This window comes from Variovorax robiniae (assembly GCF_037889955.1).
Lineage (GTDB): Bacteria > Pseudomonadota > Gammaproteobacteria > Burkholderiales > Burkholderiaceae_C > Variovorax > Variovorax robiniae.
The window spans coordinates 40,182-66,473 of record NZ_JBBKZS010000003.1 but is presented as its reverse complement, the minus strand read 5'-3'; the positions used below and the strand labels follow the sequence as shown (position 1 = coordinate 66,473).

The 26,292-nt window shown below is 68.0% G+C and carries 18 protein-coding genes; 5 read left to right on the top strand and 13 right to left on the bottom strand.

Going from position 1 to position 26,292, the window contains the following annotated elements; all coding sequences use genetic code 11:
• Position 1: 1 nt before the first annotated feature.
• Genes WKW79_RS08485 through WKW79_RS08475 form a run of 3 tightly spaced genes read right to left on the bottom strand, consistent with a single transcriptional unit; the run spans position 2 to position 2,741 of the window.
• A complete protein-coding gene (locus tag WKW79_RS08485) occupies positions 2-1,702 on the bottom strand; it encodes a two-component system sensor histidine kinase NtrB (RefSeq protein ID WP_340334702.1) in 1,701 nt (566 codons plus the stop codon).
• Positions 1,699-1,947, bottom strand: a complete 249-nt coding sequence (locus WKW79_RS08480; protein WP_340334701.1) for a PP0621 family protein — start codon at positions 1,945-1,947, stop codon at positions 1,699-1,701. The genes WKW79_RS08485 and WKW79_RS08480 overlap by 4 nt, the downstream gene beginning before the upstream one ends.
• Positions 1,944-2,741 carry a cytochrome C assembly family protein gene (locus tag WKW79_RS08475; RefSeq protein ID WP_340334700.1) on the bottom strand — a complete coding sequence of 266 codons (798 nt, stop codon included), beginning with the start codon at positions 2,739-2,741 and terminating at the stop codon, positions 1,944-1,946. Before WKW79_RS08475 ends, WKW79_RS08480 begins: the two co-directional genes overlap by 4 nt.
• 195 nt (positions 2,742-2,936) lie before the next feature.
• On the opposite strand from WKW79_RS08475, the gene ffh reads away from it, so the two are divergent.
• The 3 genes from ffh (at position 2,937) to WKW79_RS08460 (ending at position 6,157) form a co-directional block, all read left to right on the top strand.
• A complete protein-coding gene (ffh, locus tag WKW79_RS08470; protein WP_340334699.1) occupies positions 2,937-4,325 on the top strand; it encodes a signal recognition particle protein in 1,389 nt (462 codons plus the stop codon).
• A gap of 211 nt (positions 4,326-4,536) precedes the next feature.
• Complete coding sequence (locus tag WKW79_RS08465; protein WP_340334698.1) at positions 4,537-5,283, top strand: sterol desaturase family protein; 747 nt, start codon at positions 4,537-4,539, stop codon at positions 5,281-5,283.
• Positions 5,284-5,407: 124 nt separating this feature from the next.
• The gene (locus tag WKW79_RS08460) at positions 5,408-6,157 is read left to right on the top strand and encodes a sterol desaturase family protein (RefSeq protein WP_340334697.1); all 750 of its coding nucleotides are present in this window, start codon (positions 5,408-5,410) and stop codon (positions 6,155-6,157) included.
• A 102-nt stretch (positions 6,158-6,259) separates the two neighbouring features.
• Here WKW79_RS08460 and mdoH read toward each other — a convergent pair whose 3' ends face one another.
• The 6 genes from mdoH to WKW79_RS08430 form a co-directional block, all read right to left on the bottom strand.
• Positions 6,260-8,272 (bottom strand): glucans biosynthesis glucosyltransferase MdoH, encoded by a 2,013-nt coding sequence (mdoH, locus tag WKW79_RS08455; RefSeq protein ID WP_340334696.1) that lies wholly within the window; start codon positions 8,270-8,272, stop codon positions 6,260-6,262.
• A gap of 393 nt (positions 8,273-8,665) precedes the next feature.
• Positions 8,666-10,075, bottom strand: coding sequence for a sigma 54-interacting transcriptional regulator (locus WKW79_RS08450; protein WP_340334695.1), 1,410 nt, complete (start codon positions 10,073-10,075; stop codon positions 8,666-8,668).
• Positions 10,072-10,686 carry a hypothetical protein gene (locus WKW79_RS08445; protein WP_340334694.1) on the bottom strand — a complete coding sequence of 205 codons (615 nt, stop codon included), beginning with the start codon at positions 10,684-10,686 and terminating at the stop codon, positions 10,072-10,074. The genes WKW79_RS08450 and WKW79_RS08445 overlap by 4 nt, the downstream gene beginning before the upstream one ends.
• 58 nt (positions 10,687-10,744) lie before the next feature.
• Entirely contained in the window at positions 10,745-12,172 is a 1,428-nt protein-coding gene (locus tag WKW79_RS08440; RefSeq protein ID WP_340334693.1) for a sensor histidine kinase, read from the bottom strand.
• Positions 12,172-13,533 (bottom strand): tRNA (N6-isopentenyl adenosine(37)-C2)-methylthiotransferase MiaB, encoded by a 1,362-nt coding sequence (gene miaB / locus WKW79_RS08435; RefSeq protein WP_340334692.1) that lies wholly within the window; start codon positions 13,531-13,533, stop codon positions 12,172-12,174. Before miaB ends, WKW79_RS08440 begins: the two co-directional genes overlap by 1 nt.
• Positions 13,534-13,709: 176 nt before the next feature.
• Positions 13,710-14,177: a hypothetical protein gene (locus WKW79_RS08430; RefSeq protein WP_340334691.1), complete on the bottom strand. Its 468-nt coding sequence runs from the start codon at positions 14,175-14,177 to the stop codon at positions 13,710-13,712.
• A gap of 209 nt (positions 14,178-14,386) precedes the next feature.
• Here WKW79_RS08430 and WKW79_RS08425 point away from each other — a divergent pair, with 209 nt between their 5' ends.
• Positions 14,387-15,604 carry an efflux RND transporter periplasmic adaptor subunit gene (locus WKW79_RS08425; protein ID WP_340334690.1) on the top strand — a complete coding sequence of 406 codons (1,218 nt, stop codon included), beginning with the start codon at positions 14,387-14,389 and terminating at the stop codon, positions 15,602-15,604.
• The gene (locus WKW79_RS08420) at positions 15,601-18,774 is read left to right on the top strand and encodes an efflux RND transporter permease subunit (RefSeq protein ID WP_340334689.1); all 3,174 of its coding nucleotides are present in this window, start codon (positions 15,601-15,603) and stop codon (positions 18,772-18,774) included. The genes WKW79_RS08425 and WKW79_RS08420 overlap by 4 nt, the downstream gene beginning before the upstream one ends.
• A gap of 48 nt (positions 18,775-18,822) precedes the next feature.
• Here WKW79_RS08420 and WKW79_RS08415 read toward each other — a convergent pair whose 3' ends face one another.
• The 4 genes from WKW79_RS08415 to WKW79_RS08400 are packed head-to-tail and all read right to left on the bottom strand — an operon-like array spanning position 18,823 to position 26,285.
• Positions 18,823-19,776, bottom strand: a complete 954-nt coding sequence (locus WKW79_RS08415; protein ID WP_340334688.1) for an alpha/beta fold hydrolase — start codon at positions 19,774-19,776, stop codon at positions 18,823-18,825.
• 1 nt (position 19,777) lies between these two features.
• Positions 19,778-20,584, bottom strand: a complete 807-nt coding sequence (locus WKW79_RS08410; protein WP_340334687.1) for an alpha/beta fold hydrolase — start codon at positions 20,582-20,584, stop codon at positions 19,778-19,780.
• Entirely contained in the window at positions 20,581-21,285 is a 705-nt protein-coding gene (locus WKW79_RS08405; protein WP_340334686.1) for a 4'-phosphopantetheinyl transferase family protein, read from the bottom strand. Before WKW79_RS08405 ends, WKW79_RS08410 begins: the two co-directional genes overlap by 4 nt.
• A gap of 11 nt (positions 21,286-21,296) precedes the next feature.
• The gene (locus WKW79_RS08400) at positions 21,297-26,285 is read right to left on the bottom strand and encodes an amino acid adenylation domain-containing protein (protein WP_340334685.1); all 4,989 of its coding nucleotides are present in this window, start codon (positions 26,283-26,285) and stop codon (positions 21,297-21,299) included.
• Positions 26,286-26,292: the final 7 nt, after the last annotated feature.

The following is a 26,292-nucleotide window of genomic DNA, read 5'->3' as shown; positions in this document are numbered from 1 at the left end:
GCTATTGTGTCAGCCGCGTCTCCGCCGAGGCGAAGACCACGAAGAATTCATTGCCCTCGGGCCCGGCCGCCGACAGCGCCCGGCGTTCGTAGCCGATGGTGGCACCGTGCCGCTCGCAAAGTTCGCGGCAAATGAACAGGCCCAGCCCGCTGGAGCGGCTTTCCGACGAGAAGAAGGGCTCGAACAAGTGGCGCTGCACGGCCGATTCCAGCGGCATGCCGTCGCTCCAGACCTGCAGGGTGGCGCGGCCACGCGCCCCGGTCGCGGTGGTGACCTGGATCGAGCCGTCGCGATCGCCCGCATAGCGCGCCGCGTTGTCCAGCAGGTTGACCAGGATGCGGCGCAGGTGCTCGACCTCGAAGCGCACGTCGCGCCCACCGGCATCCAGCGCCAGCAGCACGCCCTGGCGCCGGGTCTGGCGCACCCATTCCTCGGCCAGCGTGCGCACCGTGGCATCCAGCGCGACCAGGTCGCCCAGCGGCAGCGAGCGTTGCTGGCGGGCGCGGGAGACGTCGAGCACGTCGTCCACGATGCGTGCGAGGCGCTGGGCGTTCTGTTGCACCATCGCCGTGAGCTGGCGGTGGGAAGGGTCGACCAGGTCCTCGCCAAGCAAGGCACTGGCCTGCGTGATGGCCGCCAATGGATTGCGGATCTCGTGCGCCACCGCGGCCGACATGCGGCCCATGGCGGCCAGCTTCTCGGTGCGGATGCGCGCCTCCAGTTCGCGCAGGTCCTGCAGGAACATCACGCACAAACTGTCGATGCGCCGGTCGGTGGCCGGCGTGAGGCGGGTGCGCACCCGGACCTCGCGTGGGGCGCCGCCGGCCTGGGCGATCGGCATTTCCTGGGACTGCGGCTGGCGATGCGAAAAGGTTTCCTCGGCCAGCACCGCCAGCGAGTGCCAGGCCGGATGCGCATCGAGTTCGAAGGGCAGCGCCATCGCCGCCAGGCCTCGGCCCAGGATCGCGTCGGCGGCCGGATTGGCCGAATGGACGCGGCCCTCGGCATCGATCACCAGCACGCCCTCGCTCAGGGTTTCGATGACGAGGTCGTTCACCTGCGCATGCAGTTGCGCGGTGCTGCGGCTGCGCAGGGCCTGGGCTTCCTCGCGAGCCAGCCGCAAGGCCAACTGGTGCGCCAGCAGCGCAACGACGAACAGGCCGGTGCCCGTGAGCGCGGCTTGCAGGAAACGTGTGGAAGGATCGCCAGAATGATCGAGCCATTGCCAGCCCGCGTCGCCCAGCAGCAGCAGCGTGACCGCGGCGGTGGTGCCGAGGCCGACCGAGGCGGTGCCCAGCACCGCGCCCATCAGCACCGGCAGGGCAAACAGCGGCGTGTAATTGATGCTGCCCGGCAACTGCACCAGTTGCAGCGCGGTGAAGGTCGCCAGGTCGATGCCGATCGAGGCCAGCCATGCGCCATGGAAGCCGCGCAGAGGCGGGCGGAAGCGCACATAGCGCGCCGCGCCGAGCACCGCCGCCAGGTACAGGATGGAGATGATCAGCGCGGTTGGATGGATCGCCTGGTTGATGCCGACGCTCACCCCCTGCAGCATCACCAGCACCGCAGCGACGAAGCTGCGCGCGGTCATGAAGCCGCGCCAGAGGCGCTGCAGTGCCGGGCTGTCGGGATGCGGCGTGGTGTCGAGGCTGCCCCATTCGCTGCCGGGCTCGCCGCGCGACCAAAGCAGCGGGGAACTCATCCGGCCGCAGCCTGGCGGTGCGCGACGCTGCAATAGACGCCACCGCCGGGCCCGGCGATGGCATCGCTGGCCGGCAGGTGCAAGCCGCAATGGGCGCAGCGCACCATCTCCTGCGGCTCACCCGCGCGCCGAGGGGCGGTGGCCGGCTTGGCGACGCGCGCGGCCTCCTCCATCTCCTCGCGGCGATTGCGGCGCCAGAGCCAGATCGCCAGCGCGACCACGAACAGGACGATCAGGTACTTCATGCGACGCGGTCCAGCATGACTTCGAGCACGAAGCGCGAGCCCACATAGGCCAGCACCAGCAGCGCGGCACCCGCGTAAAGCACGCGCCGCGCGGTGCGACCGCGCCAGCCGACACGCGCCCGTCCGGCCAGCAGCACCGCGAAGCAGAGCCAGGCCAGCACCGACAGCACGGTCTTGTGGTCCCACTTCCAGGCGCGGCCATACAGCGTCTCGCTGAACAGGAAGCCGGCCAGCAGCGTGGCCGACAGCAGCGCGAAGCCGGCGGTCACGAAGCGGAAGGTCAGGCGCTCCAGCGTGAGCAGCGGCACGCCGGCCTCGGGATCGTTGGCGCGGCGGATCTGCTTCTCGGCGCGCGTGATGAGCCAGGCATGCACCACGGCCGCGCCGAACAGCCCGTAGGACGCGATGCCCAGCGCCAGGTGCAAGGGCAGCCAGGGCGATGCGGACACGTCGAGCGGCTTGCCCGGGAAGAAGGTGGCCACCAGTACCGTGGCGGCGGCCAGCACGGCCAGTGCGCGGCGCACGGTGAGTTGGGGATACATGCGGCTTTCGATGCCATAGACCGTGAGCACCAGCCATGCCGTCACGGAGAGTGCCGGGCCCCAGTCGAAGCGGGGCTGCGCACCGACCAGGCCCTGCACCAGCGCAACACCGTGCAGCACCCACGCAAGGATGAGCAACCATTGCGTGGCCGAGCGGCTCAGGCGGGAGGCCGCGACCGCTGTCACGCCGTAGGCCGACGCAGCGACGATGCCCAGTGCCACGCCGAGCGGGGAGGGGCTCGCTAAAATCATGGGCCGAGTTTAATGCGCTGGAGATTGTCACCAGCCCAAGGGTTGGCCCGTGTTTCGCAGGGTTGCAGCCCTTCGCCGGGCGGCCCGGCACCACCGGCTCCGCGGCATTCCACGCGGTCGCCGGCTCACCGATACTGTCCTGCATTCTTTCGTCTTCCATTCGGCTCGCGGCAGCGGGCAACAAGGCATCCCTTCATGGCCAACGCTCTCTCCGAAAAGTTCTCGCGCCTCGTCAAGCAGGTCAGCGGCCAGGCCCGCATCACCGAAGCCAATGTGCAGGACATGCTGCGCGAAGTGCGCATGGCGCTGCTGGAGGCCGACGTGGCGCTGCCGGTGGTGCGCGACTTCGTGGCGCGCGTGAAGGAAAAGGCGCTGGGCCAGGAAGTGCTGGGTTCGCTGAAGCCGGGCCAGGCGCTGGTCGGCATCGTCAACCGCGAACTCGCCGCGACGATGGGCGAGGGCGTGTCGGACATCAACCTCGCGGCGCAACCGCCGGCGGTGATCCTCATGGCCGGCCTGCAGGGCGCGGGCAAGACCACGACCACCGCCAAGCTGGCCAAGCACCTGATCGAGAAGCGCAAGAAGAAGGTGCTGACCGTGTCGGGCGACGTGTACCGCCCGGCCGCCATCGAGCAGTTGAAGACGGTGACGAAGCAGGCCGGCGCCGAATGGTTCCCGAGCACCCCCGACCAGAAGCCGCTCGACATCGCCCGCGCCGCGATCGACCATGCGCGCCGCCACTTCTTCGACGTGCTGCTGGTCGACACGGCCGGCCGCCTCGCGATCGACGAAGTGCTGATGACCGAGATCAAGCAGCTGCATGCGGCGCTGAACCCGGTCGAGACGCTGTTTGTCGTTGATGCGATGCAGGGCCAGGACGCGGTCAATACCGCCAAGGCCTTCAAGGACGCGCTGCCCCTGACCGGCATCATCCTGACCAAGACCGATGGCGACTCGCGCGGCGGCGCGGCCCTGTCGGTGCGGCAGGTGACGGGCGTGCCGATCAAGTTCGCCGGCACCAGCGAGAAGATCGACGGCCTGGAAGTGTTCGATGCCGAACGTCATGCGGGCCGCATCCTCGGCATGGGCGACATCGTCGCGCTGGTCGAGCAGGTCACGGCCGGCGTCGATGTCGCGGCGGCGCAGAAGCTGGCCAACAAGGTCAAGAGCGGCGGCGGCTTCGACCTGGACGACTTCCTCGGCCAGTTGCAGCAGATGAAGCAGATGGGTGGGCTCTCCAGCATCATGGACAAGCTGCCCTCGCAGATGGCCGCCAAGGCGACCGAGGCCGACCTCACCCGCGCCGAGCGCGACATCCGCCGCAAGGAAGGCATCATCAACAGCATGACCCCGCTGGAGCGGCGCAAGCCTGAGCTGCTGAAGGCCACGCGCAAGCGCCGCATCGCGGCCGGCGCCGGTGTGCAGGTCCAGGAAGTGAACCGGCTGCTCAACGAGTTCGAGCAGATGCAGGGGATGATGAAGAAGATGAAGGGCGGCGGCCTCATGAAGATGATGAAGCGCATGGGCGGCATGAAGGGCATGCCGCCGGGCATGGGCGGTGGCGGCGGCATGCCGCGGTTTTGAGCCCCCAGGGCCGGGGCAAGCCCGGCCCGCCCTCCCGCGGGGGACCAGCCGAGATGGCAAAGCCACATCGACTTGAGATCTGCATCGATCCGGGACACGTGGCACATTCCACGGATCGCCGGTCACAAGACACCGAATCCGACCGGCGGCGTGCCGGGGCGCCGCTGCTGCGCGGACACTCCGAAGCCAACCCATTCGCCGTTGAAATTCCGTGTCCAACCTCCTGACGAATCCGCTCGCTCTGAAGATCTCCGTCTTCCTGTTCATGGTGGCGCTCTTCGGGCTGCTCGAGTGGCGCTGGGGCGCCCGGCAGATCGAATGGCGTCGGGTGTTGTGGCGCGACCTGGTGGCCCAGGCCTTCTATGCCTTCGTGGTGGTCAAGGCGGCCTTCTTCCTGAACCTGTGGATCTACTGGCGCGGGCCCTGGCCGGAGGCCATCGGCGCCTGGCCCTTTCCGGTGCGACTGCTGATCTACCTGCTCGTCGCGGATTTCGGCGCCTACTGGATGCATCGGCTCGTGCATGTCGGCGTGCTCTGGCACGCACATCGCTGGCACCACTCGCCCAAGCACATGTACTGGCTGGCGGGCAGCAGGGGCTCGATCCTGCAACAGGTGCTGTTCAACCTGCCCTACATCTTCGCGAGCCCGCTGATCAACGTCTCGCCATGGTGGCTGGCCAGCGGCCTGTTCGTCCTCTACGCGGTGACCAATGCGTGGATGCACATGAACGTGAGTTGGAAGCTGGGCTGGCTCGACTGGATCCTGGTCACGCCGCGCACGCATGAGATCCACCACAGCGACAACCCGGCGCACTACAACAGCAATTTCGGCGTGCTGTTTTCGGTGTGGGACCGGATCTTCGGCACCTACAGGAGTCCGAAGGATGTTGATTCAGGTGCGCTGAAGTTCGGCATTCCGGAGACGGTGCCAATCGGGCGGATGGCGATCGGTATCTGATGTTCACGACGTGGCGGAATTCACGGATCGTGTGTTGCAAATGGACGAATCCGGGCCTCGAGTTCTTCGGGGCGCCGTCGCTGCATGGACACTCCGGGGCGAACCTCGTCGCCTTTGAATTCCAGTGTCGGCCCTGCTGTCCCATCCCCTCGCCTTCAAGATCTCCCTGTTCCTGCTCCTGGTGATGCTCTTCGGACTGCTCGAATGGCTCTGGGCCGCGCGGCAGATCGAATGGCGCAAGGTGCTGGTTCGCGACCTGGTGGCCCAGGTGTTCGGCGCGTTCGTGGTGGCCAAGGCGGCGTTCCACCTGAACCTGTGGCTCCATGTGCAGGGCGCCCCATGGCCTGAAGCCATCGAGGCCTGGCCCTTCCCGGTTCGGCTGCTGCTCTACCTGATGGTCGCGGATTTCGGGGCCTACTGGATGCATCGGCTCGTGCACATCGGTGTGCTGTGGCGCGTGCACCGCTGGCACCATTCGCCGACGCACATGTACTGGCTGGCGGGGAACCGGGGTTCGATCCTGCAACAGGCGCTGTTCAACGTGCCTTACATCCTGGCCGGTCCGCTGATCAGCACGTCTCCGTGGTGGATGGTCAGCGCCCTGTTCATTCTCAATGCGCTGACCAATGCGTGGATGCACATGAACGTGCGCTGGAAGCTGGGCTGGCTGGATTGGCTGCTGGTCACGCCCCGAACGCATGAGATCCATCACAGCGACAACCCGGCGCACTACAACAGCAACTTCGGCGTGCTGCTGTCGGTGTGGGACAGGATGTTCGGCACTTACAGGAGCCCAAAGGCGGTGGACTCGGCGGCGCTGAAGTTCGGGATTCCGGAGACGGTGCCGCTGGGGCGGTTGGTGATCGGGATTTGATGGCCTGAGCAGACCAACTGTGCGCCGCCGGCGCGCTCATCCTCACAAGTAGCCGCCCAACAAAAAGCGCCCCCGTGGGGGCGCTCATCGGGTGAAGCAGTCTCAGGCCGTCAGCGCCGCAGGACGCGCCAAGCGCACCGCATGCATCCACGCCCGGCGCAGCACCGCAGGCGAACGCGACTCTTCCGGAATCAGCAGGAAGCCTCGCTCACGCAAACTGGTGCCCAGGCCGATCTGGCTGGTCAGCACCGTCAGCGGAATCGCCAGCAGCAGTGGCAGGCCCACAGGCATCAGCCAGATCAGCGCGCTCGGATCGATCAGCGCAATGCCCAAGGCCAGCGCGCCCACGACCAGGCTCATCGGCGCCAGCGTCGAGGCCGCATCGCGCCATGGCACGGCGGCGGCTTCACGCGGGGGCGACTTCCAGTCGAGCTTGAGGCCGGTGAGGGCGACCACCACGAACAGCGAGTGGGCGATCATGCGGACCGGAGCCTGCACGATGGCGAGTGCGCTTTCGAGCATCGCGCTCTTGACCAGGCCCCACAGGCCGCCGTACTGGTTCTGCTCGCCGCGCATCATCACGGCGGCGATGCCGAGGACGCGGGGCAGGAACAGCAGGCACAGCGTCCAGATCCACAGGCCGGCGAGTTCCGCCGGCAGCACGTCCCACTGGCCCAGCAGGCTGGTGCCGCTCAGCCAGAGCGCGGTGCCCAGCGTCAGGAAGGCGAGCCACAGCGGTGCCGAGACATAAGCCATGGTGCCGGTCACGAACATCGCGCGGTGCACCGGGTGGATGCCGGGTTCGGCCATCAGGCGGGCGTTCTGCAGGTTGCCCTGGCACCAGCGGCGATCGCGGGTCAGTTCGGCCAAGAGGTCCGGCGGTTGCTGCTCGTAGCTGCCGACCAGGTCGGACACCAGCCACACGTGATAGCCGGCGCGGCGCATCAGCGCGGCTTCGACGAAGTCGTGCGACATGATGCCGCCCGACATGCCGCCGGTGCCCTTGATCGGGGCCAGCGCGCAATGGTCCATGAAGGGCTTGACGCGGATGATCGCGTTGTGGCCCCAGTAGTGGGATTCGCCGAGCTGCCAGAACTGCATGCCGAGCGTGAACAGGCGACCCGTCACGCGGGAAGCGAACTGCTGGGCGCGGGCGTGCAGCGTGACGTGGCCGATGGCCTGCGTCGCGGTCTGGATGATGCCGGCCGTCGGATTCGCTTCCATCAGCTTGACCATCGAGCTCAGGCAGTCGCCGCTCATCACCGAGTCGGCGTCGAGCACGACCATGTAGCGGTAGTCCTTGCCCCAGCGGCGGCAGAAGTCGGCGACGTTGCCGGCCTTGCGGTGCGTGCGGCGGGTGCGCAGGCGGTAGTAGACCTCGACCTGCGGCTGGTTCGGGCTGGCGGCCAGGGCGGCGCGCAGGTCTTCCCAGGCGGCGCGCTCGGCGGCGGCGGTCTCGGGGTTGTAGGTGTCGGACAGCACGAACACGTCGAAGTGCTTCGCGTTGCCGGTGGAGGCGACCGATTCGCAGGTCGCGCGCAAGCCGGCGAACACCGTGGCCACGTCCTCGTTGCAGATCGGCATGATGATCGCGGTGCGGGCTTCCGGGTTCATCGCATGGCCCGCCACCTGCTTGACCGACAGCGCATGCTTGTCGCCGCGCACGGAAACATAGAAGCCCATGAGCGCGGTCACGAAGCCGGTCACGACCCAGCCCGACAGCAGCGCATAAAGGCCGATCTGGCCGTATTCGAGCCAGACGTTGTCGTAGTCCGGCTGGATGCTGGCGAACAGCGTCGCGGCGATCACGGTGCTGAGCAGGGTCAGCGCCATGAAGGCGAGGCGGCGTTGTTCGGCGGCGCGTTGCCACGCTTCCTTCTTCGGTGCGACGGCGGTCGTCGAACGGCGCGCACCGCCGGCGCCGAGGCGCACGAGCGCGGCGGTACCGATGCTGTTCCAGAAGCCTCGCCACGGCCGGGGCGCCATGGAGCCGCGGTTCACCGGCGGGGCCGTGACGGAGTTCGGATGGCGCTCTTCGCGCAGCGGGCTGCGCGCCGGGGCGCTTTCAACCAGCGCCTGAAGCGTGCTCAGCTGTGAGTAGTTGCTTGGCTTCATGCGGCGGCTTACCAGTGTTGCTTGGCAGAGCCGGGCGTGTCGCCGATCGCCGGAAAGCGCTTGAACACACAGTCAGGCGCCGCGCCGCTGGTCGCATCGTGCGCCGCGTGCGGAAGGCCCGCGCTACGGGGACGCGAGAGCGAAACGCGCTTTTGACGGAGGCCGTCGCGCTGCGAACGCAGTGCGAAGAGGGGGCTGGTATGTGCAGTCATGCCAGTACAGGGGCAAGCCCTGTGCCAGGCTGCAAATCCTCTTGCGCATCAACGACTTGCGCAGGTTTACATGGGGTTTACCCGAGATTTAGGCCCCCGGAGGGGTGAAAACCATCGTTTTTGTCGCCACGCGGCGACAAGCTCCGCCGGTCAACTTTGTAAACCGAATGAAATCAACGACTTAGGGGCGTCGCTCCTCGGCGACAGGCTCTCCGGAGCCTCCTGTTGCATCCGACTTGAATAGGCCGGGCGTCAGCTCGTGCTTCTGCAACAGGCGGTAGAACTCGGTCCGGTTGCGGTCGGCCATGCGGGCCGCATCGGCCACGTTGCCGTCGGTCAGTTTCAGCAGCCCGACCAGGTAGTCGCGCTCGAAGCGCTGCTTGGCTTCGGCATAGGTCTGCACCTCTACCGTCGGCACGCGCAACGCACGTTGCACCAGCGCCAGCGGGATCAGCGGGGAGGTCGACAGGGCGCAGACCTGTTCCACCACGTTGAAGAGCTGGCGCACGTTGCCGGGCCAGGCGGAGGTGGTCAGCGCCTTGAGCGCCTCGGGCGCGAATCCCGACAGCCGCTTGCCGTATTTGGCCGACAGGCGGTTGAGGAAGTGGTTCGCGAGCAACGGAATGTCCTCGCGCCGGGCGCTCAGGGGCGGCAGCGTGAGTGTCACGACGTTGAGACGGTAGTAGAGGTCTTCGCGGAACTGGCCGGCTTCCATCGCCGCGTCGAGGTCGCGGTGGGTGGCCGAGATGATCCGCACGTCGACCGCGATCGACTGGCTGCCGCCCAGCGGCCGCACTGCGCGTTCCTGCAGCACGCGCAGCAGCTTGACCTGCAGGGCGGGCGGCATGTCGCCGATCTCGTCGAGCAGCAGGGTGCCGCCGTCGGCCTGCTGGAACAGGCCCTTGTGGTTGGCCACGGCGTCGGTGAAGGCGCCCTTCATGTGGCCGAACAGTTCGGATTCGAGCAGCGCCTCGGGGATGGCGCCGCAGTTGACGGCGACGAAGGGCTTCTCGGCGCGCGCGCTGGCGCGGTGGATGGCGCGGGCCAGCAGTTCCTTGCCGGCGCCGCTGTCGCCGCGCAGGAGCACGCTGGCGTCCGACTTGGCGATCATGCGGGCCTCGGCCAGCACCTCGGCCATGCGGTTGCTGCGGCTCACGATTTCGGCCCGCCAGCTTTCGTCGCTGCCCTTGCTGGGCAGGTGCACCGGGGCGCCGAGGGCCAGCGCCTGGCTGATCTTCTCGAGCAGCTCGCGGGCTTCGTAGGGCTTGGTGAGGTAGGTGAAGACGCCGCGGGCGGTGGCCTCGACCGCGTCGGGGATGGTGCCGTGGGCGGTCAGCAGGATCACCGGCAGGGAGGGGTGGCGCTTGCGGATCTCGTCGAACAGCGCGAGGCCGTCCTTGCCGGGCAGGCGCACGTCGCTCAACACCAGTTGCGGATGCTCGATTTCCAGTTGCGTGAGCGCCGATTCGGCCGAGGTCACGGCCGTCACCTGGTAGCCGGCCGAGTTGAGCCGCATCGAGAGCAGCCGCAGCATGTCGGGGTCGTCATCGACCACCAGCAGGCGTGCGCCGGGTGTTGCGGTATCGCTCATGGTGTGGGCCGGGTGGTGGGCGCCGTGGGCGGCGGGATCGCGCTGTTGCTGGGGCGCGCAAAGCTGCGCTCGATGGCGCGCAGCGCTTCCATGCGGTCGTTCAGCTGGTCGATGCGGCGCTGGCTTTCCTTCACTTGCTGCGCCTGGCGGTCGCGATCGTCTTCGACGCGGCGTTGCTCGTTGTAGCGCTGGACCAGTGCCCGGGCCAAGGGCTGCAGCGGTTGGGCCTCGGGCGAGGGATTGCCGATCACGCGTTGCATGAGGCTGATGGCGCGTACCAGGTCCGGCGGGTTGCGTGTCTGCGCAAGCGCGATCGCCAATTGCATCTGGGTCTGCGGGGAATCGGAGGGGTCGCCGAGGCGCGCGATCTCGTTGCCCAGGTCATTGCCGCCGAGCGCACGGATGCGGTCGGCATAGGCCAGCACCACGGCGCTGGGCGCCGGCGCGTCGACAGGCGGCGGCAACAGGCGAGTGGCGGGCGCTGCCGGGTCGACCTCCACCGGCGTCACGCGCGGCATCGGGGGTGGCGGCGGCGGCGCGGGGACGGCGGGCTTCAGCACCGGCGGCAAGGTGCAGCCGGCCAGAAGCAGGGGCAAAGCTAACGCGGTCACCCGCGAGGTTCTGCGAACGAGTTGGAACAACATGGACAGGGAAAAAGGGAAATCGGGCTCAGGCGGCGCGGGGTAGCTCGATGCGAAAACGTGCGCCGGGGCCGTCGGGCAGCAGAGTGATATTGCCACCATGTGCAGCAATGTACTCCTGCACGATCGAAAGACCGATCCCTGTGCCTTTGACCGCATGCTCCGGCTGGCGTTCGCCCCGGAAAAAGGGCTCGAAGACGCGGTCGCGGTCGGCTGGCGCGATGCCCGGGCCGGCGTCGCTGATGTCGATGCGGGCCACGCCGGGCTCGTTCGAGACGGCGATGGTGATGGTGCCGCCGCGCGTCGAGAAACGGATCGCATTCGACAGCAGATTGGCAATGGCGGTGCCCAGCTTGACCGGGTCGACCGTGGCCGTGACCGGCTCGCCTTCCGCACGGACCTTGAGGCCCTGGGCCTGCCACTGCAGGCGCTGCGCGTCGATCTGTTCCTCGATCAGCGGCAGCAGCGCGGTGCGCTCGCGCCGCAGTTCGCGCGCCTCGAAGGCGGCGGCGTTGAAGCGCAGCAGCGCCTCGATCTGGCTCTGCAAGGACAGCGTGTTCTGCTGCAGGATCTGCGCGACCTCGCGCTGGGCCGGGTTGAGCGCGCCGGTCACGCCGTCCTCCAGCAGGGAAACGCCTTCGCGCAATGCAGCAAGCGGGGTCTTGAGTTCATGCGAGACATGTCGCAAGAAGCGCGCCTTGTCGGCGTCGAGTTCGGTCAGGCGCAGGCGCAGCCATTCGAGCTGCTGCGACACGCGCCGCACGTCGGCCGGGCCGCGGACGTTGATCGGCTCGTCCAGGCGGTTCTGCCCGAGTCCGACGATGGCGCGCTCGATGCGCTTGAAGGGCCGCGCCAGCCACACGCCGAAGGCCAGCGCCAGCGACACCGCCAGCGCGCTGGCCGCCAGCACCTGGCGCATCAGCCGGTCGCCAGCGTTCTCGATGCGCTCGGCCAGGGCCTTGTTCTGCGTCTCGATGAGGTTCTGCGCCTGTTGCGCGATGGCGGTGTTGAAGCCGTCCAGTTCGCGGAACTGCAAGGCCACGGCGTTTTCCCGGGACAGCGCCGTGTCGGTAGGGCCGTCCATGAGGTCTTCGATGGCGGCGAGTTGTGCGCGCCAGCCGACCACCGATTCGGCGGAGAGACCGTTGTCGACCAGCTTGCCGACGACGGCGGTGGCATCCTTCACCGCATCGTTGAAACGACGTCGCAACATCGCGTCGTTGAGCACCAGCGACTGCCGGCCCGCGCGTTCCATCGCAGCGCTGCGCTCGGCCAGCGACTGCGCGCCGCCGGACAGTGCGAGGGCACGCGCCGCCGCATTGCGGCTCTCGGTCATCAGGGTCTCGTACTGGAACAGCGAGCGCAGGGCCACGCCCACCAGCAATGCGGTGATGACGAGGAAGGCGAACAGCAGCAGTTGCTGGAACGAGCCGAGGGAGGATTTGGAATTCGGCATCAAGCGCTGAGCACCGCGGCAGGCACCGCGCCTTCGTCGCGGATCGGCACCTCGCCGCGCAGCGTGTAGGCCAGCGATTTCGTGATGCGCAGGTCGATCATCTGCCCGACCAGGCGCGGGTCGCCGGCGAAGTTGACGACGCGATTGCACTCGGTGCGGCCCATGAGTTCGGTCGCGTCCTTGCGCGAGGCGCCTTCGACCAGCACGCGCCTTGTCTGGCCGACCAGGGCCTGGCCGAAGCGCTTGACGTTGAGGTCGATCACGGCTTGCAACTCGTGCAGGCGCTTGAGCTTGACCTCGTGCGGCGTGTCGTCGTGCAGCGCGGCGGCCGGCGTGCCGGGGCGCGGGCTGAAGATGAAGCTGAAGCTGGCGTCGAAGTCGCAGTCATGGATCAACTTCATCATCTTCGCGAAGTCCTCGTCGGTCTCGCCGGGGAAGCCGACGATGAAGTCGCTGCTCAAGGCCAGTTCCGGGCGGATCGCGCGCAGCTTGCGCACCGTGCTCTTGTATTCCATCGCCGTGTAGCCGCGCTTCATCGCCATGAGGATGCGGTCGCTGCCGTGCTGCACGGGCAGGTGCAGGTGTGACACCAATTGAGGCACCTTGGCGTAGGCCTCGATCAGCCGCGGCGTGAATTCGTTCGGATGGCTCGTCGTGTAGCGGATGCGCTCGATGCCGGGGATCTCGGCGATGTATTCGATGAGCAGCGCGAAGTCTGCAATCTCGGCGGTGTCGCCCATCCTGCCGCGGTAGGCGTTCACGTTCTGGCCCAGCAACGTGATCTCGCGCACGCCCTGGTCGGCCAGGCCCGCCACCTCGACCAGCACGTCGTCGAGCGGGCGATTCACTTCCTCGCCGCGGGTGTAGGGCACCACGCAGTAGCTGCAGTACTTGGAGCAGCCTTCCATGATCGACACGAAGGCGGTCGCGCCGTCGACACGGGCAGGGGGCAGGTGGTCGAACTTCTCGATCTCCGGAAAGCTGATGTCGACCTGCGGGCGGTCCAGCCGTTCGCGCTCGGCCAGCATCTCGGGCAGGCGGTGCAGCGTCTGCGGGCCGAACACGATGTCGACGTACGGCGCGCGGGCGATGATCGCGTCACCCTCCTGGCTGGCGACGCAACCGCCGACGCCGATCTTCACGCCCTTGGCCTTCAGGTGCTTGACGCGGCCGAGGTCGCTGAACACCTTCTCCTGTGCCTTCTCGCGCACCGAGCAGGTGTTGAAGAGGATGAGGTCGGCCTCGTCGACGTTCTGCGTGGGCTCGTAGCCTTGGGCGGCGTTGAGGACGTCGGCCATCTTGTCCGAGTCGTACTCGTTCATCTGGCAGCCGAAGGTCTTGATGAAAACTTTCTTGGACATGTTGTTTCCCTGGAAGCGATGTGCGTGGCAGGCTCGGTGGCGCGCCACGGACGAAAAAAATTACGGAGGGCAACGGGGGCGGAAGGCGATGCGTCAGCCGGGTCTGGCTGTTGCGCCTTCGCGACCGCTGTGAAACCCTTGCGCCCTCTGCGATCAAGGGTTCCCGGATCGGAGCCCTACTGGCCGTACTTCGGCAACTGGTCGAAGGGCGTCTTGCCGTCGTCCGTCGGTCCCTTGGCAGACACGAAGGGCCAGAAGTTGAGGAAGGGCCGCTCGGCCGTTTCACGCTCGATGGAGGCTTCCTCGGGCGTCAGGATCCAGACCTGCGACACCAGTCCGGCCGGGTCGCGCGTGTAGTTGACGAGGAACTTCTGCCCCTGGATGGCACCCACCATGACCAGCATGTTCTGGGGGCTGCGGATGCGGGCGCCGGGCGAGAGGCGGTCAGGCTGGCCGTCGAGGACGACCTCGGGGGCATTGAGGATGACCAGCTTGCCGCGCAGAGTCCCGGTCGGGAAGTTGCGGCCACCGACGGCGGCCTCGGGCGAGACCTGGGCCTGTGCCGTGGTCGCGACCAGGCTGCCCAGGGCAAGGGAAAGCGCTATCAGGAAATGTGCAGTGGGGGATGTTTTGCAGCGATTCATGGGGTATATCCAGAGGCTGTGAAGCGGCGATTCTACCGAGGGGCCTCAGGGAATTCCCCGAGGGTGGGAAAGCGATCCTTCGCGGGCGCGGCGGATCAATCTTTGTGCGGGTTGTGGACGCCACCCCTCGACCGCTGGTCCAATGGTGACTATTCGTAAACAAGCTGGCGTTTTTTACTCGATGCTGGCAGTACCTTGCAAGTCGTTCCATGAAGAAAAAAATCGTTGTCACCCTTGCCGGCGTGCTGGCCGTTGCCGCGGCGGGTGGCTGGTGGTGGTCGGGCCACAGGCAGCAGGCCACGGCCAAGTCGGAAGGCAATGGGGTGCAAGTCGCCGCGCCGGCCCTGGTGACGCTGGCCGCCGCACAGAAGCAGACGGTGCCGGTCACGGTGGAAGTCAACGGCAGCGTGGTGTCGCTCAACAGCGTCGACCTGCGCCCGCAGGTCACGAACACCGTGCGCGAGGTGCATGTGAAGGAGGGCCAGTTCGTGAAGGCCGGCCAGTTGCTGTTCACGCTCGATGACCGGCCCGACCAGGCCAACCTGGCCAAGGCGCGGGCGCAGCAGCAGAAGGACGAGGCGACGCTGGCTGACTACGAACGCCAGTACCGGCGCGGCCAGGAGATGGTCGGGCAGGGCTTCATCGCCAAGAGCGCGGTCGATACGATCCTCTCGCAGCTCGAAGCGCAGAAGGCCGCCATCGCCGCGGACCGCGCCGCCGTGCAGGCCGCGCAGGTGGCGCTGGGCTATGCCACGCTGCGCGCACCGATCGCCGGGCGCATCGGCGCGGTCACCATCTACCCCGGCAGCCTGGCACAGCCCACGGTGCCGATGGTCACCATCACCCAGCTCGATCCGATCGCGGTGAGCTTTCCGGTGCCGGAGGGGCAACTGCAGGACCTGCTGGCCGCGGCGCGTGCGCAGACACCGGTGGAGGCCGTGATCAACGGCCGCAAGAAGCCGCTGATGGGTGTGCTGAACTTCGTCGACAACACGGTCGATCCGCAGGTCGGCACGGTGCGCGCCAAGGCCGTGTTCGCCAACGAGGACCAGGCGCTGTGGCCGGGCCAGTTCGTCGCCACGCGCGTCACGGTCCGCACGCTGCGCGACGCCACCGTGGTGCCCGCCGCCGCACTGATGATGCTGGGCGATGGCGTGTCGGTCTACGTCGTCGACGCCGAGCAGAAGGCTGCGCGGCGCCCCGTCAAGACGCAGTACACCTTCGGCACGCAGGTGGTGGTGACAGGGATCGAACCTGGAGAGCAGGTGGTGATCGAGGGCAAGCAGAACGTGCGGCCCGGCGGCAAGGTGCGCGTCGAGAAGCCGGCCGCGCCCAAGGCGGCGCCGGGCGAGCCTTCGTCGGCCGTGTCGCCCGCGTCGCTTTCGCCGGCCCAGGTGGACCGCACTCCGCGGCAGGTGAAGTCATGAACATCTCCGAGCTCTGCATCCGCCGTCCGGCGATGACGGTGCTGCTGTCCGCCGCGGTGGTGGTGATCGGCATCTTTGCCTACTTCAGCATCCCGGTGGCGGCACTGCCGAGCTACAACACGCCGGTCATCAACGTCAATGCGCAACTGCCGGGCGCGAGTCCGGACACGATGGCCTCGTCGGTCGCGCTGCCGCTGGAAAAGCAGTTCTCGACCATTCCCGGCCTGCAAACCATCAGCTCGACCAACACGCAGGGCGTGACCTCCCTGACGCTGGAATTCGTGAGCACGCGTGACATCGATGCCGCCGCGGTCGACGTGCAGGCCGCCTTGCTGCGTGCCCAGCGCCAACTCCCGGCCGAACTGACGCAGATGCCCTCGTACCGCAAGGTCAACCCGGCCGACGCGCCGGTGCTGTTCATCTCGCTGCAGTCGGACTCGATGAACCCGACCGAGCTCAACGACTATGCGGAGAACCTGATCTCGCCCACGCTCTCGACCATCGACGGCGTGGCCCAGGTGGCGGTGTACGGTCGCAAGGCCTTCGCGGTGCGCATCAAGGCCGACGCCAACCTGCTCAACGCCCGCAACATCACGCTTGACGAATTGGCCAACGCGGTGCGGCTGGCCAATGCCAACACGCCGGTGGGCGTGCTCGACGGGCCGCGCCAGACGCTGACCATCCAGGCCAACGAGCAGATGCTGAAGGCCGCCGACTTCGCCCGCGTCATCGTCGGCCAGCGCAACGGCGCGCCGGTGCGGCTCGACGAGGTGGCGACCGTGGAGGACAGCTTCGAGTCGGTGAAGACGGCGAGCGCCTACAACGGCAAGGACTCGATCACGCTGGCCGTGCAGCGCCAGCCCAATGCCAACACCGTGCAGGTGGTGGACGCGGTGCGTGCGCTGCTGCCGCGCTTCAAGGCGGAGCTGCCGCAGTCGGTGCAGATCGACATGGTCAACGACCGTTCGCTGTCGATCCGCGAGGCGGTCCACGACGTGCAGATCACGCTGATCGGCACCATCCTGCTGGTGGTGCTGGTGATCTTCCTGTTCCTGCACCGGCTGGTGGCCACGCTGATCCCGGCGGCCACCATTCCGATCTCGCTGATCGGCGCGGTGGCGCTGCTCTACGCCTTCGGCTACAGCCTGGACAACGTGTCGCTGCTGGGCATCACGCTGGCCGTGGGGCTGGTGGTGGACGACGCGATCGTGGTGCTCGAGAACATCATGCGCTACGTGGAGAAGGGCATGCCGCCGATGGCCGCCGCGCTGCGCGGCGCGCGCGAGGTGGGCTTCACCATCGTGTCGATCTCGATTTCGCTGGTCGCGGTGTTCATCCCGATCTTCTTCATGCCGGGCGTCATCGGCCTGCTGTTCCACGAGTTCGCTGTGGTGGTGGCGCTGGCGGTGCTGGTGTCGGCGATCGTGTCGCTGACGCTGGTGCCGATGCTGGCGAGCCGCCTGCTGAAGCAGGTTGACCATGCGCCCGGCAAGCTGGACCATGAAGAGGTGCATCCCGAGCCCGGCACCGCCATCGGCCGCGCCTTCGAGCGCCTCTACCAGGCCACGCACGGCGGCTACATGCGCTCGCTGGACTGGACGCTCATGCACCGCCCGGTCATGCTGGGCCTCGCCGGCCTGACCTTTGTCGTCACCGCCTGGTTGTTCGTCACCATCCCCAAGGGCTTCTTCCCCGAGGAAGACATCGGCCAGATCCAGATCACGACCGAGGCTTCGGAAGACATCTCCTTCACCGCGATGAAGACCTTGCAGGGGCGCGTGTCCGACGCGCTGCAGGCCGATCCGAACGTGGCCTACGTGACCTCCTTCGTCGGCGCCGGCGGACCGACCGCGACGCAGAACGCGGGCCGCCTGTTCGCCGTGCTCAAGCCGCGTGCCGAGCGCATGAAGATGCCGCAGGTGCTGGAATCGCTGCGCAAGCGCTTCCGCGAGATCCCGGGCATTGCCGTCTACATGCAGCCGGTGCAGAACCTGCGCCTCGGTGGCCGCCAGAGCAAGGCGCGCTACCAGTACACGCTGCAGAGCGTGAATGCCGGCGCGATGGGCGAATGGGCCGGCAAGATGATGGAGCGCATGCGCGCCGACCCGGACTTCCGCGACGTCACCAGCGACTCGCAGAACCGCGGCCTGCAGGCCACGCTCGACATCGACCGCGACAAGGCCGGCGTGCTCGGTGTGCAGGTCGGCGACCTGCGCACCGCGCTCTACAACGCGTATGGCGATCGACAGATCGGCAGCATCTACGGCGCCAGCAACACCTACCAGGTGATCTTGTCGGCCTCCGACAACGACCGCCAGTTCGAGCAGGACATGTCGCGGCTGTCCGTCCGCAACAAGGCGGGCCAACTGGTGCCATTGACCGCGTTCACCACCGTGCGGCGCACGATCGGCCCGACGGCGGTCAACCACCAGGGCCAGCTGCAGGCGATCACGCTGTCCTTCAACCTGGGGCCCGACGTGCCGCTGGGCAACGCGACCGCCAAGATCGACCGCTTCAAGCAGGAGATCAAGATGCCCGAGTCGATCATCACCAGCTACGGCGGCGATGCGGCGGTGTTCCAGAGCTCGCAGGGCAGCCAGGCGGTGCTGCTGATCCTGGCGGTGCTGGTGATCTACGTGCTGCTGGGCGTGCTGTACGAGAGCTACATCCACCCGCTCACGATTCTGGCGGGTCTGCCCTCGGCGGCGGTGGGGGCGTTGCTGTCACTGAAGCTGTTCGGCTTCGACCTGACGCTGATCGCGACCATCGGCATCCTGCTGCTGATCGGCATCGTCAAGAAGAACGCGATCATGCTGATCGACTTCGCGCTCGACGCGCAGCGCACCGAAGGCATGCGGCCGGTCGATGCGATCCGCGAAGCTTGCCGTCTGCGTTTCCGCCCGATCCTGATGACCACGCTGGCCGCGCTCATGGGCGCGCTGCCGCTGGCGCTCGGCCTGGGCGCGGGCGCCGAACTCAGGCAGCCGCTGGGCGTGGCCGTGGTGGGCGGGCTGATCTTCTCGCAGGTGATCACGCTCTACATCACGCCGGCGATCTACCTCGCGCTGGACCGCTACAGCGGCACCGGGCCATTGCTGAGCTTGCCGGGCGAGCGGCCGGCCGGCGCTGCCGACGCGACGGGACAAGGCGGGGCTGTGCCCCAGCAATAGCTCAGTTGGCGTGCGCCGAGCGCGATTCCCCGCGCTCCGGGCGCAGGCTCAGTGCGAGCCTATCGGCCCCAGTTGCCGTGACGTCACGCTCGCCGTCAGCGGCGCATTCACCGTGATTGGCTTGCTGCCCGCCGCCCGGTTCTGCTGCGCCGGCGTGCGGCCGGCCACCACCCGCAGCACCCATTCGCTCACCACCGCCTGGAAGGTGTGCTGCGAGGCCAGCGTGGTGATGCTGTGGTCGATCTCGGCGATGAACTGGTAGTCGATGTGCTGGGCATACGGCTCCGAGGCGAAGCGCCCGAGCTGGTCGCGGCCGCGGTCGCGCACGTGCTTCGTCCCGGTGTAGAGGAAGAACAGCGCCACGCCGCGGCCCACCAGTTCGGTCATCGAGCGGTGGAAAGTCTCCTCCGTTTCCTCGCGCGAAACGGCGCGCAGGAAGTTGACCGGTGCTGCCGCCGCCGCGGCCTTGGCCGAGAACTTGCGGTGCAGCCAGCGGATGGACTTGGCGATCACGGCCGGGTTCGTCGGCGCCGCGAGGGCGCGACGCAGGGTGAGTTCCAGCTGCGCGCGCCGGGTCGGAAAGGCGTAGCTGTCGAACATCAGGATGCCGACGATGCGCGGGTCCACCATCGCGGCGGCCATGCCGTTGGTCGAGCCCGAGCACAGGCCGATCACGATGAAGCGGCGGATGCCCAGCATGGTCTCGATGAGGTTCATCGCGGCCTGCATGTCGAACACCACCTGCGTCATGTAGTGGTTGGCGTTGGCCGGCGCGCCGCTGTCGCCGAGCCCGGCCAGGTCGAAGCGGATGCTGCTGATGCCGTACTCCGTCGACATGTGCCGCGCCAGCTTGACGTTCGCGCGGTGCGGGCCGACGCGGTGCGTGGCGCCCATGTTGAGCATGAGACAGGCGACGGGCGCCATGCGGCCCTCCTCGCTCGGCGTCGTGACGAGGCCGACCAGGGAACTGTCGCCGCCAAAGAGAACGGGTGTTTCTTTCATGTCACTTTCCTACTTCCGCCAGGAGGCGCTGCACAGCTTCGGCCGGCACCAGGGCATTGTGGGGATGCGGATCGGAGAGCCACTCCATCAGGTGCTTGAAGGGCAGCAGGCGCAGCGGCATGTGCCGCGCCTGCTCGCGCTCGGCCCAATGGCGGGTCACGGTGTCGTCTTCGCTTGCGAGAACTGTCGTTTCATAGAGCGCTGTGAGCGGCAGCGAGGCCGCGTCGAGCGTGCGAAGCTGGCCGTGCAGCACGGGCGAGATCTCGAAGCCAAGCAGTTCGCCGGTAAAGGTCTCCGGCGGCTGCGACAACTGCCGGCGCCACTCGGCCTTGGGCACGACGAAGGAGCGCTCCAGCGCGTCGACGTGCCGCTCGCGCAATTGCGCCAGGTAGGCCTTGCCGTCGACGATCGGGTCCCACAGCAGCAGTCGCGCGGGATCGCAGCGCCCGCTGTGCGCGGCCATGACCGCCACCGCCGCGCCGAGCCGGGCGCCGAGCCAGACCACGTTGGGCGCGTCGGTGAGGCGCACCAGTTCTTCGTGGGCCACGCAGACATCGCGGCGCCAGCCTTCGAGCTCGGCCTCCGATTCGTCGCCGGGCGAATCGCCGCTGCCGTAGTAATCGAAGCGCAGCACCGAGACGCCGGAGCGGGCCAGCCGGTCCGCCAGCACGCGAATGAGGCGATGGGCGCGGATGGCTTCCTGGCCGAAGGGTGGGCAGATCAGCACCGCCGTTCCGCTCACGCGCTCGGCGGGATGGAACAGCCCGAACAACTGGCGCGACGAAGGACCGAACATGAGTGGGGTCATGGGCGTGCCTCACATTCTTCAGGCGTGCCGGCCTTCACGGTCAGCACCATGGCCAGGGCCGCCACGGCGCCGTCGCCACCGTCGGTGGAGACCAGCGCCAGCTGCATCGGACCGGATTCCAGCGGCATCACCACGCGGCTGGCCACCGGCCGGATGCCGACGTGGAAGGAGCGGGTGTCGAGCCCGAGGCCGACGCCGACGGCTTTGAGGCAGGCCTCCTTGCGCGTCCAGCAGCGGAAGAAGGCGAGGTCATGCGCCGGGCCGGGTTCGACGGCCGCGAGCGCGGCCTGCTCGGCCTCGTCGAAGTAGTTGGCGGCGAGTTCAGCCGCATCGGGCATGGGGCGCACGAGCTCGATGTCGACGCCGATCTCGGCATGGTCGCTCAGCGCGATCAGGCCCACGCCCTGGCTGTGGCTCAGGTTGAAATGCACGCCGGTCGTGGCCTCCAGCCTGGGCTTGCCGAAGCGGCCGGCGGTGAAGCGCAACTGGGCCGCATGACGGCGCGCCGGGCCGGCCAGGGTCTGGCGCAGTGCGACGTGGGCGGCCTGGTAGCGGCTGCGGTCGCGGGCAAAGACGAAACGGCGGGCCCGGTCGGCCTCGGCCTGCGACAGACCGCGCAGCGCGTCGGGTGCGGGCGGCGTGTCCAGGTCGACGCGCCAGAGCGCGCAAGCCAGTGCCGAGGGGAGTGCCGTGATGGACATGGTGCCCAATCCTAGTTCTTGCGGCCCCAGCCGAGCACGCGGCCGAGCAATCCCCGCTTCACAGGTGCGCGTTCTGTGTCATTTGGCGCAGCGGCCGGGTCGATGGGCGTGCCCAGTTCGGCCGTCGCGAGCTGGCCGAGGTTCTCGAACACGTAGCGGCGAGGCTCGACGCGGAAGCCGAGCACCTGTTCGGCCTGCTGCACGATGCGCATCGCCTGCATCGATTCGCCGCCGAGGTCGAAGAAGTTGTCGGTGCTGCGGATGTCGTTCACGTCGATGCCCAGCGTGCTGGCCCAGAGCTGGGCCAACTGCGCTTGCTCGGGCAGCAGCAGCGGCTGCACGTTGTTCGGGGCGGAGGCGGGCGCCGGCGTCACTGCGGCCTTGGCCTCCGCCGCGCCCTTGCCGAGGCGTTGCAGATGCGCCGCCGCAGCCGAATCGCCGGGCGCGGTGATGACTTCGAGCAGGCCATCGGGTTGCGCGGCGGCGGCGCGCAGAACTTCGATGTAGCGGTCGCGGAAGGCGGCGGCGGTGTCGCGGCGATAGATGTCGGCGTTGTAGACCACGGCACCTTCCAGGCCTTGGGCCTTTTCCATCAGCCAGACACCGAGGTCGTCGGTTGCACCGCGTTGCAACAGGTGCATCTGCTTGTCCTGCAGGCCGCCGAGGTCGCGCGGACGCTCGCGAGTGTCCTGGAACGAGAACAGCGACTGGTACAGGCCGCCGCCCTTGACGCGCGCCGAGAACTCCGGCTCGGCCACAAGGCGTTCGAACGGCACCTGCTGGTGGCCCATGACGCCCAGCAACTCGCGCTTGACGTACTGCAGGAAGTCGCCGAGGCGCTGGTGTTGCTTGACCTCGAAGGCCAGCGGCAGCACGTTGTTGAAAAAGCCCATCACGCTTTCCAGCTCGGGCTGTTCGCGGCCGCGCACCGGCATCGCGATGGTGACGGCATCGCCTTCGGTCACGCGGCCGAGCATCGCGAGGTAGAGGGCCATCGTCAGCATGTTGAGCGTCACGCCGTGTTCCAGCGCGACCTGGCGCAGGCGGTCGGCCAAGGTCTTGTCGACGCTGATCCACTGCGTGCCGCCCTGGCCGCTCATGCCGGCCTTGCGCGGCATGTCGGTCTTCAGCGCGCTCGGCGTCGGCGCGTTGGCGAAGCGGGCCTTCCAGTAGCGCAGTTGCTCCTCGAATTCGGGTTGCTTCAGCCAGTTGCTGTACCAGGCGGCGAAGTCGCCGGCATCGACCGTGAGCTCCGGCAGGCCGTGCGGCTCGCCCTTGACCATGGCGCTGTAGATGGTGGCGAGTTCGCTCTGCAGCAGGTCGAAGGACCAGCCATCCCAGATCAGGTGGTGCGGCACGTAGACGAAGGCATGGTCGTCCGGCGCCATTCGGAACAGCGCGGCATGGAACAGCGGCGCGCGGTGGATGTCGATGGGCTGGTCGGCCAGGGTCTGCATGCGCTCGCCGAGTTCGGCTTCGCGCTGGTCGGCCGGCACGGATTGCAGGTCGATGATCGGCAGCTCGTAGGCGATCGAAGGCTCGATGCGCTGCACCGCTTCACGCGTCGCGGGATCCACGCCGATGCAGGTGCGCATGGCGGGCTGGCGGCGGATGATTTCCTTGAGCGCGGCGGCGAACTTGACGGCATTGAGCGGCCCGCTGAAGCGGTGCGCCGAGGGCTCGTTGTAGACCGAGCGGCCCGGATGCAGCTCTTCCAGGAAGCGGATGCGCTCCTGCATCGGCGTGAGCGGTGCGGTGGTGCGGCCGGCCTGATGCGGGATCGAGGTCACGGTCGCGCCGGCGTCGAGCATCTCGGCGATGACCAGGGCCAGCTGCTCGGTGGTCGGCGCCTCGAACAGCGTGCGCAGCGGCACCGTGATGCCGAAGGTGCGGCCCAGCTGGGTGGTGAGGCGCGCGGCCAGCAGCGAGTGGCCGCCGAGCGCGAAGAAGTCGTCGCGAATGCCCAGGCCAGGCAGGTTCAGCACCGTTTCCATGGCCTTCAGCACGGTCTGCTCGCGCTCGTTGCGCGGCATGACGCGTTCGGCCGAATCGACGGCTGCGGCCTGCGGTGCGGGCAGCGACTTGCGATCGATCTTGCCGTTGGGCAACTGCGGCAGCGCATCCAGCGTGACCACGTGCTGCGGCAGCATGTACTGCGGCAGGTGGGCGCGCAGGTGGCGGTCGAAGGCGGCGGCGTCGAAAGTCGCGCCAGGGGTCAGCGCGAGGTAGGCGACCAGGCGCACGTCGCCGGGACGGTCCTCGCGGGTGATGACCACGCTGCGCGCCACGCCGGGGGCCTCGTTGGCGCGCGATTCGATCTCGCCCAGCTCGATGCGGTAGCCGCGCACCTTCACCTGGAAGTCGAAGCGGCCCATGTGCTCCAGCAGGCCGTCGTTGCGCCAGCGGCCCTTGTCGCCGGTGCGGTAGATCAAGGTTTCCTGGCCGTCGATGAGGGTGGTGACGAACTTCTCGGCCGTGAGTTCGGGGCGGTCGAAATAGCCCAGCGTGACGCCGGTGCCGCTGATGCAGATCTCGCCGGGCACGCCGACCGGGCAGGCCTGCAATGCGCTGTCGAGGATCCAGATGCCGGTGTTGTCGATGGGCTGGCCGATCGACACGCCGCTCTTCCTGATCTGTTCGCGGTCCATCTTCCAGACGGTGGACCAGACGGTGGTTTCTGTCGGGCCGTAGACGTTCCAGACTTCGGCGCAGTTGTCGAGCAGGGCCAGGGCCAGGTCGGCCGGCACGCTTTCGCCGCCGATCCAGCCACAGATCTGCGGGCCGCCGGTCCATTGGGCATCGAGCAGCAGGCGCCACATGCCGGGCGTGGCTTGCAGCACGGAGACGTTCTCGGATTCGAGCAGCGCGCGCAACTGGTTGCCGTCCATCGACACTTCGCGCGGGACCATGATGACCTCGGCGCCGGCGGTGAGCGGCAGCAGGAGTTCGGCCACGGCGATGTCGAAGGACAAGGTGGTCACGGCGGCCAGGCGGTCGCGCGGGCCGATGCCGGGGGCGCGCTGCATGCTCCGGATCAGGTTGGCCACGGCGCGGTGCGGCACGACCACGCCCTTGGGCTTGCCGGTCGAGCCGGAGGTGTAGATGACGTAGGCCGGGTCTTCTTCCTGCGCATCGAGCGCGCTCGGCGCCGGGGCGGCGGCGCTGCCGGACTTCCATTCGTTGTCGGCATCGATCTCGAACACGCGCTGGGCCGCATCGGCGCACCAGCTGCGCGGCGCGCCGGACAGCAGGGCGGAGGTGACGAGCAGGCTCAGGCGCGCGTCCTCGGCGTAGTAGTCGAGCCGGGCCTTGGGGAAGGTCGGGTCGAGCGGAACGTACGCGGCACCGGCCTTCAGGATGCCGATCAGCCCGATCATCATGTCGAAGCCGCGCTCGATGCAGAGGCCGACCAACTGGCCGCGGCCGACGCCGCGCGCACGCAGGGCATGCGCGAGCTTGTTGGATTGCTCGTCCAGCTCGCGATAGCCCATGGTGCGCGCACCGAAGCGGATCGCGCGGCGCTCCGGTTGCAGCGCAGCCATGTCTGTGAAGCCGGTGTGCATCAGCGCCGGAGCCGGCAATGCGGTGGGCGCCGGTTGCATCTCGGCCAGCGCCTGCGACTCGACCGGCGACACCAGGTTGATGTGCGCCAGGTCCTGCTTCGGGTCCAGCGCGATCGAGCGCAGCAGGGTCTCGTAGATCGAGAGCCAGTGGACGATCGTCGCTTCGTCGAACAGGTCGCTGTTGTATTGCGCCTCGATGCGCATGCCACCCGCGACCGGGCTCAGGTTGACGAACATCTCGAAGTTCTCGAAGGCGCGCGGGATGCTGCGCTGCTCGACTTCAAGGCCAGGGAAACCGGCGCTCGGCGTGGCGTCGCCGTCGACGTTGAACAGCACGCTCACCAGCGGCAGGCGGCTCGGGTCGCGGCGCACGGCCAGCTTGGTAAGCAGCGAGCCGTAGGTCAGGGTCTGGTGCTCGAAGCCGTCCATCAGCACGCTCGACGATGCGCGGGCGAAGTCGGCGAAGGGCGCCTTCGGATCGACCGAGAGGCGCAGCGGCAGCGTGTTGACGCAATGGCCGACGAGCTTGGGCATGTCGCTGGCCAGCTGGCCGGCGGCGGCGATGCCGATCACCAGGTCGTCCTGGCCCGTCAGCCGGTGCAGGAGCGCGCCGAAGCCGCTGAACAGCGTGGCGAACAGGCTGACGCCCGTGCTGGAACCGACGCGGCGCAGGTCGCCGAGCAGGGCCGGGTCGAGCAGGTGGTCGACACGGCGCGAGTTGAAGGTGCGGACCGCGGGGCGCGGGTGATCGAGCGGCAGCTCCAGCACCGGCAGGTTGCCGCCGCCGAAGCGGCCCAGCCAGTAGTTCACGTGCTCCTGCATGGCCGGGTTGGCGGCTTCGACGGCCTCCCAGGCGGCGTAGTCGCTGTAGCCGACGGCCGGGTCGAGGGCAGGGCCCTCGCCGGTCTGCTCGGCATAGAGCTGCGGCAGTTCCTCGGCGATGACGCCCCACGACCAGCCGTCGCAGATCGCATGGTGCGCCGTCATCACGAGTTCGTGTTCGGCGGCGCCCAGCTTGTAGAGCGCGGCGCGCAGCAGCGGGCCTTGCGTCAGCGGAAAGGGCTGGTGCATGGCCGCGGCATGCGCGTCAGCCAGGGCTTGCTGGCGAACCGACGCCTCGCTCGCGCTCAGGTCATGCTGTGCCAGGGCGAGCGGCGCGGCCTCGCCGATCACGAGTTGCGTGCCGTCGGCCGAGAAGGTGGCGCGCAGCGACTGGTGCCGTTGCACCAGCTGGTTGAGGGCCAGCGACAGCGCCTCGACTTGCAGTGCACCGCGCAGGCGGAACACCATGGATTCGTTGTAGGCGAGTGAAGCTTCCGCGCTGAGCTGGTCGCCGAGCCAGACTTCGCGCTGGGCTTCGGTGCTCGGAACGATCTGCTCGATCTGGCCCGACGCAAAGGGATCGAATGCAACTGCGTCGTCGGCTTCAAATGCCATGCTGGAT